The organism is Maribacter sp., from assembly GCF_039968975.1.
In the GTDB taxonomy this organism is placed as follows: domain Bacteria; phylum Bacteroidota; class Bacteroidia; order Flavobacteriales; family Flavobacteriaceae; genus Maribacter.
In genome coordinates, this window is the sequence record NZ_JBDVOT010000230.1 from 1 (window position 1) to 19065 (window position 19065).

The following is a 19065-nucleotide window of genomic DNA, read 5'->3' on the forward strand; positions in this document are numbered from 1 at the left end:
TATAACATGGTTATTGGTTACAATATATCCGTCAGAAGATATAATCACACCAGATCCAGTTCCTACTTGTGGTGCTGCACTTCTGCCTGTGCCATAAAATACATCGAATATGGTCGTAGGTGACTTGCTAATTGTAATGTTTTTTACGTGTACTACGGCATTTACCGTGTTTTCGGCAGCTATAGTAAAATCAACTTCATTGATACCGGCACCTCTGGCAGAGGTTGGGGTGTAACTTGCATTAATAACACCACCGTTATTTTCTTGGCTAATAATGGTGAAATTTTCCTTTTCGAAAAATAGTTTGTAAGCACCCAGCGTAATTGCACCAGCAAATACAGATACAAACAAGAGACTTGCTATTCTTTTCATATTCATTAAAGATTTAACGTATTCTGAACAAAATTACTCGTTTTTATGTTATTTGATAAGCGTTTAACTAGTTTTTAACTACCAAGCAGAACGTAATTATATACTATCTTTGGGACTTTATTATAGCATGGAAAATACGTTTTATAAATATCAGGGTACAGGTAACGATTTTGTGATGATAGACAATCGCAATGAACAATTTGCCAAGGGCGATACAGAATTAATAGCCAAGATTTGTCATAGAAGATTTGGGGTTGGTGCTGACGGACTTATTTTATTAGAAAATGACGATAATACTGATTTTAGAATGGTCTATTATAATGCCGATGGAAATGAAGGAAGTATGTGCGGTAATGGGGGTAGGTGTATTGTAGCTTTTGCCCATTTTTTAGATATCATTAAAAAGGATACGGTTTTTATAGCGGTAGATGGTCTTCATGAGGCTACTATCATAGGTGATGTCGTTAGTCTTAAGATGACGGACGTAAGCGAAATTAAAGAGAAGTCAAATGCCCTTTTTATGAATACGGGTTCACCGCACCATGTACAATTGGTAGAAGGGTTGAAGTCGTTTAATGTTGTAAAAGAAGGTGCGCGTATGCGATATGGTATTTATGGCGAAAAAGGTAGTAATATCAATTTTGTGGAAGCTACGACCAATGGCGCTTTTGATATTAGAACCTATGAACGTGGCGTAGAAGATGAGACACTTTCATGTGGTACAGGGGTAACCGCGGTTGCACTTAGTATGTATCATTTGGGTAATACAAAAGATAAAACTATTGCAATTAATGCATTAGGGGGCGATTTAGAAGTTACTTTTGAAGAAGAGCAGGGCATTTATAGTAATATCTTTCTTAAGGGTGAGGCAAAACAAGTGTTTAAAGGAGAGTTAACGTGGTAACATTAAAAGGAGAACAAATATATTTAAGAGCCTTAGAGCAAAGAGACCTTGATTTTTTGTACGAACTCGAGAATAATACCAAGGTATGGGAAGTAAGCGGTACGGTTACACCTTATTCTAAAGATGTGTTGCAATTGTATTTAGATAGTGCTCACAGAGATATTTATGATGTTAAACAATTAAGGTTGGTGATATGTACAAATGAACAGAACACAGTTGGTTTAATTGATGTTTTTGATTTTGAACCAAATCATAATCGGGCAGGTATTGGTATTGTTGTGTTAGATGAAGCGCAAAGAAATAAAGGAATAGGGGCAGAGGCAATAAAACTTTTATGTAATTACTTGTTCGAGGTGTTAGGTTTAAGGCAGGTTTACGCTAATATTTTAGAAGAAAATGCTCCTAGCTTGCATTTGTTTAAAAAGTTAGGATTTCAAGAAATAGGAATAAAGAAAGATTGGGTAAGATTCAAGGGTACCTACAAGAATGAAGTATTATTGCAAAAAATAATTAATTAATGAACATCAAGCGTGTTTTATTGGGTGTAATGCTCGTAGGTTTAATTGGCGGTGGAATTTTTGCTTGCACTGTTTACGGAACAATTTTTACTCCAAATACTAGTTTCGACAATGAGGAAGCTATAGTGTTTATACCTTCTGATGCTACAATTGATGATGTAAAAGAACAACTTTCTCCAGTTTTAGAAGACTTTGATTCATTTGTTTCGGCTGCTGAAAGAAAAGGATATTTGGATAATATTAAGGCAGGAAGATATAGAATAGGTAAGGGAATGAACAATAATGAAATTGTAAATTCTTTGCGTAGTGGAAATTTACCTGTCAAAGTATCTTTCAACAATCAAGAAAATATTAATGATTTAGCGGGAAGGATTGCTAGTCAAATAGAGGCTGATAGTATTTCATTGGTTGCCGCATTTAATGATAAAGAATTTTTAAAGGCAAACGGATTTGATGAAGCTAATAAGATTTCTTTATATATTCCTAATAGCTATGAGTTCTTTTGGAATACATCTGCGGAGTCGTTTAGAGCTAGAATGCTAAAAGAATACAATCGTTTTTGGACAGCTACCCGTAAAGAAAAGGCGAGTGCTCTTGGTTTAGAGCCTAATGAGGTAATTGCGTTGGCGTCTATAGTTCATAAGGAGACCGCAAAGGTTGATGAGCGACCTACCGTTGCCGGTGTGTATTTGAATAGATTAAGAAAGCGCATGTTATTACAGGCTGATCCTACTGTAATTTATGCCATAAAGAAAGAGACCGGTAATTTCGATACTATAATTAAAAGAGTTCTATATAGAGATTTAGAAATGGACTCACCATATAATACCTATAAATATGCTGGTTTACCGCCGGGACCAATCGCAATGCCCGATATTACCGCAATAGATGCAGTTTTAAACCCTAAAAAGCATAATTATTACTATTTTGTTGCGAATGTAGAAAAGTTCGGTTACCATATGTTTGCAGAGAACTTAACGCAACACAACCGAAATAAAGCGCAGTACATCCGATGGATTAACGCTCAGAAAATCAATAGGTAAGCTTTCATCCGGATTTTAGAACTTCTTAACTAAATCTGTATTCTTTTAACAGAACCTTCTTAAAGTCTCACAAAATCAGGTCTACCTTTGCGGCAGAAATTTAAGCAAGCAAATAGTAGTCGCCGTAAGTCTTAAGAAATATATGATATGAGAAGATGGATATTAGCAAGTTGTCCTCTGATTGTGATTTTTGTTTTATCTGGATATGGGTTTAAGTCATTTAGTGTCGAAGTACCTAGGCAGTTGAAAGTAAAGAAACCAATTTTGGTTTCTTATCCTCAAGAAGAGGCTTTATTGGTAAATTATCAAATCGCTCCTCCCTTTCTTGGTAGTCAATTCATTGGTTTTAAAGAGGCATTAGCTTTCAAGGAATCTCAAGGTAATTATTTTGTAACTAATACTTATGGTTATATGGGTAAGTATCAATTTGGAATTGGTACGCTTGAATTGGTTGGTGTTTATGACGGTAATCAGTTTTTAAATAACCCAGTATTACAAGAAAAAGTATTTCAGGTAAATACATCTCGAAATAAGTGGATTCTTAGAAAAGATATTAAGCGTTATGTTGGTGTGCGAATGAATGGTATACTGATAACCGAATCTGGTATTCTGGCAGCTGCACATTTAGCAGGGCCTGGTAACGTAAAATTGTATCTAAGATCTCATGGCCGTATGGAGTTATCAGATGGTTATGGTACTAGTATTTCTAATTACATGAAAAAATTTGCAGGTTATGATGTTTCTATGGTAGAAGCAAAACGTAATCCTAGGATATAAAAGTTTTATCAAATATGAAAATGGGAAACCTTGGCATTTGTTTGTCAAGGTTTTTTTATGCCTGAATAATAAATATGGCAGGTCTTTTGTGTAGGTCTACATTCTCTCTTTTCCAATTTATGGCTGTCTTTGTTTTAATGTATTCCGTTGGTAAAGTAATATCTGCAGCCACGCAAATTCTTGTACTAGGGGCTAGCGTTTTAATAAGCTCTTCTAGCATTTTGTTATTACGGTAGGGAGTTTCGATAAATACCTGAGATTGGTTCTCTTCTTTTGATCTTCGCTCTAAATTCTTGATATATTTTTTACGATCAGAACTATCAATGGGTAAATAGCCGTTAAATGCAAAATTTTGCCCGTTCATGCCACTTGCCATTAATGCTAATAGAATAGAGGAGGGGCCGACCAGAGGTATAACTTGAATATTTTTATCGTGTGCAATTTTAACTACCGCAGCGCCTGGATCGGCAATACCTGGGCAGCCAGCTTCTGAAAGTATTCCTACGTCAAAACCTTCTATACACGGATTTAAAAAACTAGGAATCTCGGCAGCTTCGGTAAATTTGTTTAAAACAAAAAGTTTTAAGCTGGGTTGTGATTTTCTAGGGCTAATTTTCTTAATAAAACGACGGGCGGTTTTTTCATTTTCAACAACGTAATAGTCTAACTTTTCAATAGTCTGTTTAATTGAAATGGGTAAAACCTCTAAAGGTGGCATATCGCCTAATGTGGTAGGAATTAAATATACGTTACCTATTTTTCCGTTTTGTGTACTCATCTATTATTTTTCTAATCTAGCAGCTATAACATCACAAGCTTGGTCAATCATTTGGTATACATTTTCAAATCCTTCGTCAGCATCATGATAAGGGTCTGGAACTTCTTGGTCAAATGTGTTAATTTCATTTAATAGTAACTTCACTTTGTCCGCATCTTCCTTATTTCTAGCCAAGTTTATAATGTTGCTATAGTTGCTCTTATCCATGGCATAAATCAAATCAAAAGCATCAAAATCTGAAACACTGAATTTTCTGCACACTTGTGAACTGACGTCTAAGCCATGCTCCTTAGCTACTTTTATAGATCTTGGGTCGGGTGCATTACCTATATGGTAGCCTCCAGTACCTGCCGAATCAACATAAACTTGATTAGCGTCAACTTTGCTTTTTAAAATACCTTCTGCCAACGGGGACCTACATATGTTACCTAGGCAAACCATCAACACTTTCATGCAAAGTAAGTTTTAAGAAAATTTCTTAGTTAGATCATCGATGTATTTACGAAACTGTTTATCGGTTTCTGCTAAATTGTCTACAGTCTTACATGCGTGTAAAACGGTTGCGTGATCGCGCTTTCCAATTTGTGAGCCAATACTTGCTAATGAAGCTTTCGTAAACTTCTTGGCAAAGAACATTGCTAATTGTCTTGCTTGTACAATGTGCCTTTTTCTTGTTTTGGATTGTAAAGTGGCAACATCCATTTCAAAGTAATCAGAAACTACTTTTTGTATGTAGTCAATAGAAACTTCGCGCTTGGTATTCTTTACGAATTTTTCTACAACTTGTTGAGCAAGTTCAATAGTAACTTCTCTTTTGTTTAGAGTAGACTGTGCAATCAAAGAAATGATTGCGCCTTCTAATTCTCTAATATTGGTTTTAATATGTTTAGCAACATATTCTATAATGTCTTCAGGTATTTCTACACCATCTCTATATAGCTTGTTCTTTAAGATAGAGATTCTTGTCTCATAATCCGGACTCTGTAATTCAGCAGATAATCCCCATTTAAAACGAGAAAGCAAACGTTGCTCAATATCCTGCATATCTACAGGAGCTTTATCAGACGTAAGAATCACTTGTTTTCCGTTTTGATGTAAATGGTTGAAAATATGGAAAAATACATCTTGTGTACCAGATTTACCTGATAAGAATTGTACGTCATCAATAATCAATACATCTATTAACTGGTAGAAATGGATAAAGTCATTTCTGGTATTTTTCTTAACAGATTCAATATACTGTTGTGTAAATTTCTCTGCAGATATATAAAGAACAGTACGTTCAGGGTATTTGTCTTTAATTTCCACGCCAATAGCGTGTGCCAAGTGTGTTTTGCCAAGACCAACACCACCGAATACCAATAACGGATTAAATGATGTGCCACCTGGTTTATTTGCTACTGCCATACCGGCAGATCTTGCCAAACGGTTAGAATCACCTTCTAAGAAGTTGTCAAAGTTATAATTAGGATTTAACTGTGATTCAATTTTTATATTTCTAATACCTGGTATTACGAACGGATTACGTAATTCTGGATTTTTAGATTTAATTGGCACATCCATTTCTTGAGCAGCCATAGCACCTCTGTTAGAACTAGGAATCTTTTCTGTAAAAGGTTCTTTGTTGCCATAGGTGTTTTCCATTCTAATAATATAGACCAACTTTGCAGATTCACCTAACTCTTTAGTTAGAGCGACTTTTAAAAGTTTAACATAATGTTCTTCTAGCCATTCGTAAAAGAATTTACTGGGCACTTGAATACTTAATGCGTTTTCTGAAAGTTTAATAGGTTTAATGGGCTCAAACCATGTTTTGAATGCCTGCGGTTGGATATTATCCTTAATAAACACCAAACAGTTTTTCCATACGGAATTTGCAGTAACACTCATAATAAAATATACTCTTTTAATGGTTAGTGTTGAGCTATAGGTGATTATAAAAAATCAATATAGGTTCTCGTTCAACTTGGGCAAATATGTGAACAAATTATTGAAAAAAAAAATCGATTGTCATTGAATTTGACCTTTTTTTTTCTCATGTTCGCCTACTCAAAAGGGGAGCTTTTAAATATATACTTTTTACTTGAAATAAATGCGAACAAATCAAATTTCTTTTCGAATTAGATACTCAGAAACAGACCAGATGGGGGTTGTGTATCATGGCAACTATGCTCAATATTTAGAATTGGCAAGAGTTGAATGGTTAAGGGCGTTGGGTATTTCCTACAAAAGCATGGAGGAAGGTGGAATAATGCTTCCGGTAATTAGTTTGTCTATAAAATATTTGAAGTCAGCTTTGTATGATGACTTAATAACAGTTAAAGTTATTTTGAACAAGAAACCAGCTGTTAGAATTGAATTTGACTATGAAATTACAAATGAAGCAGGAGAATTACTGGCTACTGCAAATACGGTTCTGGTTTTTATGGATATGGAGCGCAAAAGACCCACTAGATGTCCACAACTACTTTTAGATAAATTGGGATATTAAAATCTATTCAATTTCTTTTATTTCTAGTTTATGATGTGCTTTTAAAAGCAGCATAGTTTTTTTGAAATCACTTTTATTGATAGCAAGTATCATTTTGCATTTAAGATGTAAATCTTGAGATACAATATGCAATTGATGTTTTTTTACCAGACGCATTACAATATCCATTTCTGAATATTCAAAAGTTACCGATAATTGCTTTTGTAAGACCTTGGTTATAATAGTGGCATTTTCTAAAGCTAACTTGGCTGCTTCTTTGTATGCACTTATGAGTCCGCCAACGCCTAGTTTTGTTCCTCCAAAAATTCGGACTACGGCAACTAAGGTGTTGGTCACATCAAAAGATTGTAATTGACCGTAAATAGGCATACCGGCAGAATTATTTGGCTCGCCGTCGTCATTAGCACGATATGATTTTGTCTCTATTCCCATTTGCCAAGCATAACAAACATGATTGGCAGTTGGGTATTCTTTTCTTAATGCTTCTATATGTTCTTTGATGGTATCTTCATCGGAAACCGGAAAGCAATAGCCGTAAAACTTACTCTTTCGCTCTTTGAACAAAATAGGTTCAGATGGTTTAGAGATAGTTTTGTAGGTGTCCATTAGATAATTGAATTTATAGAAAAGTCATTATTTGCTGACCAAATGCAACGAGAATAATGCTAAATATAGCTAATCCTATTCCAAACCAGTTTTTGGTCGTTAGCTGTTCTTTAAATAGTAAAATACCCAGTAAAGTTGAGAACATTACAATAGCAACATTGTTTATGGTAAAAACCGATGCACTGTTCCAGGTAGGGTGTTGCAGTGCTTTTAGTAAAAAGAAGATGGAAAAATAATTGGGTATACCCAAACAAATACCGCCAAGTATATTTTTAAAATTAATTTTTAGTCGTTGCTGGGTAGATTTGAATCCGATGAAAAATAAACCGAATATACCTGCCGCAGCGAAAACTGTAGCTGAAAATAGTGCATATTCCTCTTCAGGCATATGCGCATCTTGAAAATACTTTATACTGGTATCAATAGTTCCAGAGCCAAGAAAGACTAAAACCGGTAAGGCAAAAGCCCATTTCTCTGCTTTTATTTTTTTCTCTTTTAATGAAGTAAAATAAACAGCTAATAAGGCTAAAATAATTCCAATAATTTCTATTACTCCAAGTGATTCTTTGTAGAAGAATACTCCGAATAGTACCGGAATGGTTAGAGACATTTTTGTAGCAACCGATGCGACAGATACTCCTAGTTTCTGAGAGGTCGCCGCCATTAGGTTAAATATTAGTATGAAAAGAAGACCTAATGCTATGCTCCCCCAAAACCAACTTTTCTGTGGTATTGCTGCAAAATCTATAGGCTTATTGTAATAGATGAGCCCTACCGTACAGGCAACAAAATAGTTAGTAATTATCGCATAAATTGTCTGAACCTGATATTTGGCATACAATTTAAAAATGACAAAAATTAAGCTTGAAAATAGTATGCTAAGCGCTAAATACAACATTTAAAGATGGCTTATGGTTTCAAGTACATCTTGTTTTCCAACTTGCAGATTCCAGCATTTAATACCCAGTTTAGAGGCGCTATCTGTATTTTCTTTTGTGTCATCGATAAAAAAAGTTTCTGCTGCAATCAAGCTGTTATCGGCAAGAACCTTTTCATAGATGTTTGCATTAGGTTTACGCATTTTCATTTGTTGAGATAGGTAGAACACCTCAAAGCAGTTTTTAAACCGGTTAAAACGTTCTAACCCCATAGACTCTTTTACTTTATCAATATGTAGGTCGTTGGTATTGCTTAATAAAAACAATCGGTATTTATTATCGTTTTTTAATTTTTCAATGAATTCTAAGCGTTCTTCAGGAAAATCTAAAATAATGGAATTCCATGCATCTTTGATCTGTTCTCTAGATGCGTTATTGAAAATAGCCTGTAGTTGGTCAATAAACTCATCAGATTCCATTAAACCCATTTCATATTCCTTAAAAATGGTATCTAACTCAGGGGTCAATTCGGTAAAACCAAATTTTGCCATTTCTAATAAAGGTGCTTGTTTATCTAAGTTGATGAAGATATCACCAAAATCAAATATGATGTTTTTAATCATTACGTATTATGGTTAGTTGGTCGGTTAAAATTTGAATGCTTTTTAGTGTACGTCCTGATAATTTCGGTGCGGTAATACCTTTAGAGAAAGTGTTTGCTCCTTTGAAAATTCGTGCTTCGTCCCAAAGTCCGGCTTCAATAAAACTTTGTAGTGTTTGTAATCCTCCTTCAATTATGACACTTTGTATTTGCTCTTCGTGCATCACATTGCAGAGTTGTTCTGTTAGATTGGTACTAAAATCTAAGGATTTGTAGTTTACGCCTTCTACGAAATTGTCGCTATCGGCTAATTCGGTGCAAACTATAGTATTTTGTTTTCCGTCGAGTACATGAAAATCTTTAGAGATTTTTACACTTCTGTCGAGTATAATTCGAGTAGGAGCTTTACCTGCCCAATCTCTTAAGTTTAATTGCGGGTTGTCCGCTAAAACTGTATTGGTGCCCACTAAAATACCAGCTTCCTCACTTCGCCACTTATGTACTAATTGTCGTGATTTGGTATTGGTAATCCAATAAGGTTTCTTTTCTTCTCCACGTTTTGTAGGATCTGGAGCAATAAATCCGTCAGCCGTTTCCGCCCATTTCAAAATAATATATGGTCTTTTTTTAACGAAAAAGGTAAGAAAACGTTTGTGGTGCTCTTCACATTGTTTTTGCAGAATACCTATTTGTACGGTACAACCTGCATCCTCTAATTTTTTAATTCCTTTACCAGCTACTTTCTCATGAGGGTCTTTTAAACCTATCACAACTCTAGGTATTCCCATTTTCACAATCAAATCCGCACAGGGGGGAGTTTTACCGTAATGAGAACATGGTTCTAAAGTAACATATATGGTAGATGACTTTAAAAGAGAAACGTCAGAAACAGAATTTATGGCGTTTACTTCAGCGTGAGAGCCACCATAGGCACTTGTATACCCTTCGCCTATTATTTTGTTATCATGTACAATTACAGCTCCTACCATTGGGTTGGGTGCTGTAAAACCTAGTCCGTTCTTTGCTATCTGCAAACAACGAAGCATATAAGTTTCGTCGGTAGAAAGAGCATCTTTATTTAACGGCATTGAATTTTTTGGGTCTAGATTATTAATGGACATCAAAACTTTAACATTATACGCATATCACGTATCTTCACACCTCAAAAATAGTACTTTAAAACCTATTGTCTTATTCATATGGAAAATGTCATTATCCGTGCAATTAGAAGGGAAGATAACCCGCAAGTAGCCAAAGTTATACGACAGGTATTAGCAGATATGGGAGTTCCAAAAGTGGGAACGGCATATGAAGACCCTTCGTTAGATAAAATGTTTGAACACTATGAAAAACCTAAGGCAACTTATTTTGTGGCAGAAGAAAATGGTTCTATTCTAGGTTGTGCAGGTGTAGCTCAATTAGATAATTTTGAAGGTAATGTAAGTGAGCTTCAGAAAATGTATTTTTTGAAAGAGGCAAGAGGTAAGGGTTTAGGGTATAAAATGATAAGCGTTTGTTTAAATAAAGCTAAAGAGTATGGTTTTGATTCTTGTTATTTAGAGACGTTGCCGAATATGGAAGCTGCCCAAAAATTGTACAAGAAAATGGGCTTTGAATATATAGATGATAGAATGGGAGATACGGGTCATTATTCTTGTCCTGTATTTATGCTTAAAAAATTGTAGCTGTGTTATTAAGGGAAATAAAAAATATATTCCATTTAGAATTAGATGCTATTTATGGTAAGGACGAGGTGAATAGTTTTTTCTATTTACTAATTGAGCATTATTTTAATTTAGAACGTTTTGTTTTGGTAATGCAGCCAGAATTAAATTTAGATAAAGAACAGGAAACCGCCATATTCGGTGCTCTTTCAGAGTTGAAATTAGAAAAACCTATTCAGCATATTACCGGTACTGCCCATTTTATGGACCTAGATTTTAAGGTTAATAAGCATGTGTTGATACCAAGACCCGAAACCGAAGAATTGGTTCGGTGGATTTTGGATGATGTCAAAGAACTAAATCGATCTTTAACTATTTTAGACATGGGTACGGGCAGCGGCTGTATTCCTGTTTCTTTAGATAAAAATCTCACTGATGCTGATATATTTGGGTTAGACATTTCTGTAGATGCCTTAGCGGTTGCTAAAGAAAATAATAAATTACTTCATGCTGATGTAACGTTTTTACAGGCAGATATACTATCTCTGGATAAAGAAACCTCAGCAAAGGAATTAGAGCGAAAGTTTGATGTCATAATATCTAATCCGCCTTATGTTAGAGAATTGGAAAAAGCAGAAATGCAAAATAATGTCATTGACAATGAACCTAGTTTAGCACTTTTTGTACCTGATAATGACCCGCTGAAATTTTACAAAGCAGTGGTTGATTTTGCAGCTGAACATTTGAATGAAAACGGTTGTCTGTATCTAGAAATTAATCAGTATTTAGGGGAGGAAACTAAGCAATTATTGTTAGACTCTAATTTTAAGACTATTGGATTACGAAAAGATATGTTTGGTAATGACCGCATGATAAAAGGAGTAAGAAAATGAAAAGTATTGTAGTGTTTTGTGGTAGTAGTGAAGGTGTTGATGCTGACTTTGGCTTAAAAGCATACGAGTTAGGTGAAACTTTCGCAAAGAAAACTATTCAGCTAGTATATGGTGGAGCCAAAATTGGCATCATGGGAAAAGTAGCGGAAGGTGTTTTAAATAATGACGGAAAGGTAGTAGGGGTAATTCCTGTATTTCTTAAAAAGAAAGAAGTGGTTCATGAGGGGTTGACGGAACTTATTGTTACTCAAAATATGCATGAACGCAAATTAAAGATGCATGAGCTATCTGACGGAATAGTAATGCTACCTGGCGGGTTTGGAACCTTAGAAGAGTTTTTTGAAATGTTGACGTGGTCCCAATTGGGACTACATCAATATCCGATAGGAATACTAAATACAAACGGATTTTATGATTCCCTTTTAAAAATGATGCATGACATGGTTATAAAAGGATTTGTAAAACAAGAACATATAAATACTATTTTGGTAGATGATGATATAGAGGTATTACTAGAGAAAATGGAAAATTACATTCCGTTACCAACACCAAAATGGATTAATAAAGAGCAGCTTTAAGGCATATGAAAGCAAAAATAGAAGCACTAAGAAAAGAATTACGAGAGCATAATCACAATTATTATGTGTTGGATAACCCGACCATTTCAGATTATGATTTTGATATGAAGTTGAAAGAATTGCAGGAGTTGGAAGCAAAGCATCCGGAATTCTATGATGCCAGTTCACCGTCTTTGCGAGTGGGTGGTATGATTACCAAGAATTTTGCAACCGTGGTTCATGAACATAGAATGTATTCTTTAGATAATTCATATTCCAAAGAAGATTTAGAAGATTGGGAAAAGCGTATTCAGCGTAATCTAGGTGATGTTCCGGTAGCGTTTACATGTGAGCTAAAATATGACGGTGCATCTATCAGTATAACTTATGAGAATGGGAAACTGGTAAAGGCAGTTACTCGTGGAGATGGAATACAAGGAGATGATGTTACCAATAATATTAAAACTATAAAATCTGTACCACTTCAATTAAAAGGGGATTATCCTGATAAGTTTGATATACGTGGAGAAATCGTATTACCGTTTGACGGATTCATGAAAATGAACGAAGAACGTATAGCAAATGGCGAAGATCCGTATATGAACCCAAGAAATACGGCATCTGGCAGTTTAAAGTTACAAGACAGTAGTGCGGTTGCACAAAGACCTTTAGATTGTTTGCTGTACAGTATTGTTGGTAGAAACCTGAATATTGATTCGCAATTTCATATGTTAGAGAAAGCCCGTGAATGGGGTTTTAAGGTGCCAACCGTTGCAAAGCTTTGCCAGACCACGGATGAAGTAATGGTATTTGTAGAAGAGTGGGATGTTAAGCGACACGAGTTGCCTTATGAAACTGACGGAGTGGTAATCAAAGTAAATAGTCTTCAAAATCAAGAAGAATTAGGTTTTACCTCAAAAGCTCCTAGATGGGCAATGGCATATAAGTTCAAGGCAGAACAAGTTTCTACAACGCTCAATGAAATAACGTATCAAGTAGGGCGTACAGGGGCAATAACACCTGTAGCGAACTTAGAACCGGTGTTATTGGCAGGTACTACGGTGAAGAGAGCTTCTCTACATAATGCAGATCAGATAGCAAAATTAGATATTAGGGTAGGTGATACTGTATTTGTTGAAAAAGGAGGAGAGATCATTCCTAAAATTATAGCGGTAGATTTAACCAAAAGACCAGCAGATTCAGAACCCACAACGTACATCCATCAGTGTCCAGAATGCGGAACAGAGCTTACTAGAACAGAAGGTGATGCTAAACATTATTGCCCTAATGAATATGGATGTCCGCCACAAATAACCGGACGTATTCAGCATTTCATTTCTAGAAAGGCGATGGATATAGAAGGCTTAGGTGGTGAAACGGTAGAGTTGCTATTTAAAGAAGGTCTAATAGACGATTATGCAGATTTGTATAAACTCACCAAAGAAGATGTTTTACCGCTAGAGCGAATGGCAGAGAAGTCCGCCGAGAATTTGGTTAAAGGAGTATCAGAGTCGGTAAAAGTACCTTTTGAGCGTGTTTTATTCGCCTTAGGTATTCGCTTTGTAGGAGAGACGGTAGCTAAGAAATTGGCAAAAGCATATAAGAATATAGATGCATTAAAAGAAGCTACACTAGAGCATTTGACATCGGTAGATGAAATTGGTGAGCGAATAGCGCAAAGCGTGATAGACTTTTTTGCCAACGAGAAGAATATAGATGCGATAGAAAGATTACGTAGTTACGGAGTGCAATTAGAAATATCTGCGGAGAAATTACAAAACCAGACCGATACTTTAGCGGGGAAAACTTTTGTAGTTTCAGGAGTATTTGAAATTTTAAGTAGAGATGAACTTAAGAAGAAAATAGAGGATAACGGCGGTAAGGTAGGATCATCAATATCTTCTAAGACTACTTTTTTGGTTGCTGGTGATAAAATGGGACCAAGTAAACGTACAAAGGCAGAGAAGCTGGAAATACCTATTATCAGTGAGCAAGATTTTATAAACATGTTAGCATAAACAACTATGGACGTTTTTACAATAATTTCAGTATTAGTATTTCTGTCGGCAATTTTTGGCTATATAAATGCCCGCTTTCTAAAACTGCCCAATAGTATTGGCTTAATGCTGATTACAATTCTGTTTACGTTGGCAGTTTTTTTAATAGGTTATATTGATGATACCTTAATCAATGCAGAACGCTATATCATTACCCAAATAGATTTTAAATCTGTACTGCTAGATATTATGTTGAGTTTTCTGTTGTTTGCAGGAGCGTTACATACCAATTTTGAACAATTAAAAGTACAGCGCTGGCCAATATTGGTGTTTTCTACCTTGGGTGTATTGGTATCGACCTTTTTAGTTGGTACTAGTATGTATTATTTATTGCAGCTAATAGGTATGGAGATTTCATTTATCTATTGCTTATTGTTTGGTTCGTTAATCTCACCTACGGATCCCATTGCCGTATTGGGAATATTAAAAAAGGCAGGAGCACCAAAGGCATTGGAAACCAAAATTGTAGGTGAATCATTGTTTAATGACGGGGTAGGGGTAGTTGTATTCTTGACTATATTTCAACTGGCATCGGCTACTGAGGTAGCTGTAAGTCCGTTAGATATTGTAGAACTGTTTGGAGTTGAGGTTATTGGCGGATTGGCGCTTGGTTTAGCTCTAGGTTGGGGAACATGGAAACTTATGAAATCTATAGATGATTATGATATAGAAGTAATCATCACCTTGGCAACAGTTATGGTGGGTACTTTAATAGCGCAGAAATTCCATTTATCAGCGCCTTTGGCAATGGTAGCTGCTGGTTTAGTAGTAGGTAATGACACCGTACGTAATTCTGCCATGTCAGAAACTACAGAGACGTATGTAGATAAATTTTGGGAGCTTTTGGATATTCTTTTAAATACATTACTGTTCGTTTTAATAGGAATGGAAATGCTCGTGTTATCCTTTAAGACAGAATATGTAATTGCCGGGTTATTGGCAATACCGTTAGTATTAATTTGTCGTTATTTATCACTATTGATTCCCATTAAATTCTTTGAGAAGAAATTAGACTTTGTGCCTAGAACCAACTTGGTAATGACTTGGGGAGGATTACGTGGAGGTATATCCATTGCGTTGGCATTAGGCTTGTCTGACGATATGCATAGAGATGCATTTTTAGTCATAACATACATAGTAGTGGTGTTCTCCATCTTGGGACAAGGATTAACTGTGGAGAAGCTAATAAAACGTGTGGTAAAATGATACCGAAGAACTATTTAGAATTCGAAAAGAGTTTAGAGTTGTCTGATGTACCAAAAGAATGGCCTGACGGACTAAAAGCAGCCTGGTATGATGCCAAAGGTAATTGGGAAGCTTCACATGATTTAGCTCAAGACATGCACAATGCTTTAGGTAGTTGGTTGCATGCCTATTTGCACAGAAAAGAAGGTGATCGTTTTAATGCAGGGTATTGGTACGGTTTGGCGAAAAAAGAATATCCCACAATTACCTTAGACGAAGAGCTTAAGGTAATTGTGGAATATATACTTATAAATTAAGCTGAGTTCTAATTTGTTTCTTCCAATGCTACTACATGAGTTAACTCTACGCTTCCTTTATAGTCTTTAGCTTTCACTTTAAAAACAGCATCTCCATTAAAATCTGAATTAAATTTAAAGGTAGCAATAGATTTTAAAGTAGAATCAGTTGCAATTTCTTCAATATTAATAATTTCTATACTTCCAGATTCAATAGTCCATGTAAAAGTTGCTACACGAGCATTGAACTCCGCAGCGAACGTAATTGTTTCATTAGGTAATGCAAAGTCTGTACCATTGAAACACATCTTAGTGCTAGTAGGAGAAAAATCCCCTATATCACAAGTTGTAAAACTTTTTGGGTTTAAGCTTGCCTCGTTATCATTATCATCACTAGAACATGAAAATTGAAAAGTAGCAATTACAATTAAGAGTAACAGGTTAATTGATTTTTTCATTGGTTGAGTTTAAATAGGTTTGTAATAAAAAATAACAACTCTAAAATAGGAAAAATAGTACATAACATTATTTGTTTAACCTTTTTTTATGTTAAAATCCCTATGTAGTTGTAGTTGTAGTTGTAGTTGAAAATTTCCATTTTGGACTACCTATTTAGCAAATTGGTAAACTGCTTCAAACGATTATGTTTGAACTTTGCAGTATGAAAAAAATATCAAACTTCGCAATTTTCACACTACTCTTCGTTAGTAGTTAAGCGCTTAAATCAAGTGCTACAGGATAAATTAAGTTTAACGGCAAAGCAAATTATTCAACAACGGCAGATTACATAAGCCAAACGAAAACTGATTAAAAGTGAAATTACCACAAAGGAACTAGCCTTTTGAATTAGGTTTTGAATCCATCAGTAGTTTTTCTAGATTTTTTAAAAAGAATGTAGGGGTAAGTCCAACGCAGTTTAAGGCGTTGAAATAAGATGCTAATTCGTCTATTTCCGTTGCAACTTTAAAAGCTCTTCGTAAGGGTCTCCTTTTAGTCCTAATAATTTAGCAAATGCAGGTTCTGTTTTTAAACCGCTAGCTTTTAGTTTTATAATTTCTTGTTGAAAGCTGTTCCCTTTTTCTTGTAAAATTGCATATTCAGTAATCATATGCAAGTAGGCGTTTTGTTGCTTGGTGGGAATGTTTTGTGCAAATAGTTCAATCAAAAAATTCTCTGTCCTAAATTCGGCAATGGTAACTTTTTTGTCGTTCTGCTTTCTTGTGTAGAGATGAAAGCCTTGCATTTTAGAAAAGTGATGAGTTACAACAGACTCGAATTCATTATGGTCTTTACATTCACAAATAATATCAATATCACTTTCAGGTAAATCTATTTCAATGGGTATTGTCCCTGCTACAATTGGATGGTACGGTTCAAGGATTTCTAGAATTTTATGCTGTATAATATCGTTATAAGCCTTTTGTTGTCGCTCATTTCCAAGTTTTAAATAATCAATATTGTCAAAATTGATTTTCAAGTACAGTTATTTGTTAATGATATATAATCACGATTTATATATACACATGTAATGAAACTATAAATCGTGATTTATATATCTATTATTTAAATCATTTTAAAATCTAGCAATAGCTCTCCTTCAATAGAAGCTTGTAAATGATCGCCTTTAAATGTTTCACCGGCACCTATGGCAGGAGTTCCTGTAAATATCATATCACCTGGGTTCAATGTCATAAATGTAGAAACAAAACTGATGATTTCAGCAAAATTATAAATGATATAACCAGTATTACCAACCTGTTTTTTTTCTCCGTTGATTACCAAATCAAAATTGATATTATCTAATTCTGGAAAATCGCTTACCGGTTTAAAACCAGCTATAGGTGATGCACCGTCAAACCCTTTGGCCAGCGCCCATGGTCCTTTTTTATCTCTACTTGCCGTAAGTACATCTTTTGCAGTGTAATCAATCCCAATACCTATTTCAGATATGTATGAATTTGCATCTTCTAATGCAACATTTTTAGCGGTCTTTCCAATTTTAACAACTAATTCTACTTCATATATTAATTGGTTGGTAATAGCAGGAAACAATACATCTTTACTGTCGGTGACTAGCGAAGAATCTGGTTTTGTAAAAATGAGTTGTACATCATTCTTTAATCCGTCAATTTCAGATTTGTCAACTACGTAATTCTTGCCTATACCTATAATTTTCATGTTTGTTTTGTTAAAATGTTAGATGGCAAAATTAATCATTATACTAAGTATAGCAGTCTATTTTAATTGAAATCACACAAATGCTACTTTTTGTTTTAAGACTTAAAATAGTAGTTTACTTATGGGATGAAGTTTAATTCTTTCAAAGCAGCAAGCGTAATTTTTTTCCTGGTATCTATAAAATCTTTTAGGTTTACTTTACTTGTTTTTGGTTCTAAATTGGTAGCAAAGAAATACACTTGGTCTTTAGCTTCTATAAAGCCAACAAACCAGCCGTTGTATTGGTTATTGTTGTTAGATAATCCTGTTTTACCGCTGAGGTTGTAGTTGGTTGTTTTTGTAACTAACATAACATCTTGCATGATACTTTTTGTTTTCGCTGATATTGGTAGTAGGTCATCGTAGTAGCGTTTTAGAAAATCTATTTGCTGTGTTTGGCTAATTCTAGATTCACCTTCTAGCCAAAAATTGGTAATATTTGTCGAATCAATTTTTAAATTTCCGTAGTGCAATTTTTCAACATATTCGGTCATACGTTTTGTTCCAATAGTTGCGGCTACTTCTTGGTAACATGGCACGCATGAATATTGAAAAGCATCACGCAATACTAAATCTTGCTCCCAAAGAGGTGACCATTTATCTTCACCGTCCCATTTAAAGATAGTGCTGTCATTTTTAATAACACCGGTTTCTAACCCTATGATAGTATTGGCTATTTTAAATGTCGAAGCTGGTAAATTACCTTGTGTATCCCAGTTAAAGTCATTGGAATAGTAAGTGTCTTGACTGGGGTCGTAAATTACGATAGAACCAATAACGTTAGAATTATCTATAATAGTTTGAAATTCGGACTTATTGATATGATTGCTTTTCTTCTCTAATTTAGCTGTGAAGGCAGATTTTTTTTCGTTTTTGCAGGAAGTAATGCATATGAGCAAAAAAATCAGGAAGTGTAATTTCATTTAATAAGCGAATTTTGCAAAATTTCAGGTATAAATATAAGCAAAGTGCTCATGTATCAGTTAAATCAATTTGCTATGCAATTGGATAAGAGTAAGTAAATTTTAAGTCTAAGGTAGTTTACTTCAGTTCTTCAATCGGAGTATTCGCTTTTGAATTAGAAATTAAAATGGCATAGTCGATAAACTCGGTTGTAGATTTTCCTTTGACGGCATCTCCATTAGAAGTGTCATCTTGCATAACAACTTCTATTAAATCTGGCATTCCGCTGCTATACGGCGTGTCGGTAGCATTTAAGCGGAATAAA

The 19065-nt window shown here is 34.9% G+C and carries 23 protein-coding genes and 1 pseudogene; 11 read left to right on the forward strand and 13 right to left on the reverse strand.

From position 1 onward, the window contains the following. Positions 1–372, reverse strand: a pseudogene (locus ABJI11_RS15650) (serine protease); the annotation flags it as partial. Positions 373–499: 127 nt separating this feature from the next. On the opposite strand from ABJI11_RS15650, the gene dapF reads away from it, so the two are divergent. From dapF to ABJI11_RS15670, 4 genes are all read left to right on the forward strand, one after another. Then, entirely contained in the window at positions 500–1276 is a 777-nt protein-coding gene (dapF, locus tag ABJI11_RS15655) for a diaminopimelate epimerase (protein WP_348354218.1), read from the forward strand. Next, on the forward strand, positions 1270–1794 hold the full coding sequence (locus tag ABJI11_RS15660) for a GNAT family protein (protein ID WP_348354221.1): 525 nt from the start codon (positions 1270–1272) through the stop codon (positions 1792–1794). The genes dapF and ABJI11_RS15660 overlap by 7 nt, the downstream gene beginning before the upstream one ends. Further along, the gene (gene mltG, locus ABJI11_RS15665) at positions 1794–2837 is read left to right on the forward strand and encodes an endolytic transglycosylase MltG (RefSeq protein ID WP_348354224.1); all 1044 of its coding nucleotides are present in this window, start codon (positions 1794–1796) and stop codon (positions 2835–2837) included. Before ABJI11_RS15660 ends, mltG begins: the two co-directional genes overlap by 1 nt. A gap of 147 nt (positions 2838–2984) precedes the next feature. Beyond that, positions 2985–3614, forward strand: a complete 630-nt coding sequence (locus ABJI11_RS15670) for a hypothetical protein (protein ID WP_348354227.1) — start codon at positions 2985–2987, stop codon at positions 3612–3614. A 55-nt stretch (positions 3615–3669) separates the two neighbouring features. Here ABJI11_RS15670 and ABJI11_RS15675 read toward each other — a convergent pair whose 3' ends face one another. From ABJI11_RS15675 to dnaA, 3 genes are read right to left on the reverse strand one after another with little or no spacing between them, the layout of a single operon-like run. Next, complete coding sequence (locus tag ABJI11_RS15675; RefSeq protein ID WP_348354230.1) at positions 3670–4392, reverse strand: SAM-dependent methyltransferase; 723 nt, start codon at positions 4390–4392, stop codon at positions 3670–3672. A gap of 3 nt (positions 4393–4395) precedes the next feature. Beyond that, positions 4396–4845: a low molecular weight protein-tyrosine-phosphatase gene (locus ABJI11_RS15680; RefSeq protein ID WP_348354233.1), complete on the reverse strand. Its 450-nt coding sequence runs from the start codon at positions 4843–4845 to the stop codon at positions 4396–4398. Between the two features lie 12 nt (positions 4846–4857). Then, positions 4858–6282, reverse strand: a complete 1425-nt coding sequence (gene dnaA, locus ABJI11_RS15685; RefSeq protein WP_036154940.1) for a chromosomal replication initiator protein DnaA — start codon at positions 6280–6282, stop codon at positions 4858–4860. Positions 6283–6484: 202 nt separating this feature from the next. Between dnaA and ABJI11_RS15690 the strand changes: the two genes are divergently transcribed. Then, a complete protein-coding gene (locus ABJI11_RS15690; RefSeq protein ID WP_276492677.1) occupies positions 6485–6883 on the forward strand; it encodes a thioesterase family protein in 399 nt (132 codons plus the stop codon). A 3-nt stretch (positions 6884–6886) separates the two neighbouring features. On the opposite strand, the gene ABJI11_RS15695 is transcribed toward ABJI11_RS15690, so the two are convergent. The 4 genes from ABJI11_RS15695 to ribD are packed head-to-tail and all read right to left on the reverse strand — an operon-like array spanning position 6887 to position 10056. After that, positions 6887–7489: a YigZ family protein gene (locus ABJI11_RS15695; protein WP_348354236.1), complete on the reverse strand. Its 603-nt coding sequence runs from the start codon at positions 7487–7489 to the stop codon at positions 6887–6889. A 13-nt stretch (positions 7490–7502) separates the two neighbouring features. Next, positions 7503–8387 (reverse strand): EamA family transporter, encoded by an 885-nt coding sequence (locus tag ABJI11_RS15700; protein WP_348354239.1) that lies wholly within the window; start codon positions 8385–8387, stop codon positions 7503–7505. After that, a complete protein-coding gene (locus ABJI11_RS15705; RefSeq protein ID WP_348354242.1) occupies positions 8388–8990 on the reverse strand; it encodes an HAD-IA family hydrolase in 603 nt (200 codons plus the stop codon). Next, positions 8983–10056 (reverse strand): bifunctional diaminohydroxyphosphoribosylaminopyrimidine deaminase/5-amino-6-(5-phosphoribosylamino)uracil reductase RibD, encoded by a 1074-nt coding sequence (ribD, locus tag ABJI11_RS15710; protein WP_348354245.1) that lies wholly within the window; start codon positions 10054–10056, stop codon positions 8983–8985. The genes ABJI11_RS15705 and ribD overlap by 8 nt, the downstream gene beginning before the upstream one ends. Before the next feature lie 111 nt (positions 10057–10167). On the opposite strand from ribD, the gene ABJI11_RS15715 reads away from it, so the two are divergent. The 6 genes from ABJI11_RS15715 to ABJI11_RS15740 are packed head-to-tail and all read left to right on the forward strand — an operon-like array spanning position 10168 to position 15641. Further along, positions 10168–10653, forward strand: coding sequence for a GNAT family N-acetyltransferase (locus ABJI11_RS15715; protein WP_348354248.1), 486 nt, complete (start codon positions 10168–10170; stop codon positions 10651–10653). Between the two features lie 2 nt (positions 10654–10655). Further along, entirely contained in the window at positions 10656–11525 is an 870-nt protein-coding gene (gene prmC / locus ABJI11_RS15720; RefSeq protein WP_348354251.1) for a peptide chain release factor N(5)-glutamine methyltransferase, read from the forward strand. After that, positions 11522–12103: a TIGR00730 family Rossman fold protein gene (locus ABJI11_RS15725; protein WP_348354254.1), complete on the forward strand. Its 582-nt coding sequence runs from the start codon at positions 11522–11524 to the stop codon at positions 12101–12103. Before prmC ends, ABJI11_RS15725 begins: the two co-directional genes overlap by 4 nt. 5 nt (positions 12104–12108) lie before the next feature. Next, a complete protein-coding gene (ligA, locus tag ABJI11_RS15730) occupies positions 12109–14100 on the forward strand; it encodes an NAD-dependent DNA ligase LigA (RefSeq protein ID WP_348354257.1) in 1992 nt (663 codons plus the stop codon). A 6-nt stretch (positions 14101–14106) separates the two neighbouring features. Continuing rightward, entirely contained in the window at positions 14107–15345 is a 1239-nt protein-coding gene (locus ABJI11_RS15735) for a sodium:proton antiporter (RefSeq protein ID WP_348354260.1), read from the forward strand. Beyond that, the gene (locus tag ABJI11_RS15740) at positions 15342–15641 is read left to right on the forward strand and encodes a hypothetical protein (protein WP_348354263.1); all 300 of its coding nucleotides are present in this window, start codon (positions 15342–15344) and stop codon (positions 15639–15641) included. The genes ABJI11_RS15735 and ABJI11_RS15740 overlap by 4 nt, the downstream gene beginning before the upstream one ends. An 8-nt stretch (positions 15642–15649) precedes the next feature. On the opposite strand, the gene ABJI11_RS15745 is transcribed toward ABJI11_RS15740, so the two are convergent. The 5 genes from ABJI11_RS15745 to ABJI11_RS15765 all read right to left on the reverse strand — a co-directional run. Continuing rightward, positions 15650–16078 carry a hypothetical protein gene (locus tag ABJI11_RS15745; RefSeq protein ID WP_348354266.1) on the reverse strand — a complete coding sequence of 143 codons (429 nt, stop codon included), beginning with the start codon at positions 16076–16078 and terminating at the stop codon, positions 15650–15652. A 488-nt stretch (positions 16079–16566) separates the two neighbouring features. Then, positions 16567–17097: a DUF4269 domain-containing protein gene (locus ABJI11_RS15750; RefSeq protein ID WP_348354269.1), complete on the reverse strand. Its 531-nt coding sequence runs from the start codon at positions 17095–17097 to the stop codon at positions 16567–16569. Between the two features lie 86 nt (positions 17098–17183). Beyond that, the gene (locus ABJI11_RS15755; RefSeq protein WP_348354272.1) at positions 17184–17798 is read right to left on the reverse strand and encodes a fumarylacetoacetate hydrolase family protein; all 615 of its coding nucleotides are present in this window, start codon (positions 17796–17798) and stop codon (positions 17184–17186) included. Positions 17799–17917: 119 nt separating this feature from the next. Beyond that, positions 17918–18760: a class D beta-lactamase gene (gene blaOXA, locus ABJI11_RS15760; protein ID WP_348354275.1), complete on the reverse strand. Its 843-nt coding sequence runs from the start codon at positions 18758–18760 to the stop codon at positions 17918–17920. 118 nt (positions 18761–18878) lie between these two features. Then, positions 18879–19065 (reverse strand): hypothetical protein (locus tag ABJI11_RS15765; protein ID WP_348354278.1); only part of this gene is annotated, 187 nt, incomplete at its 5' end.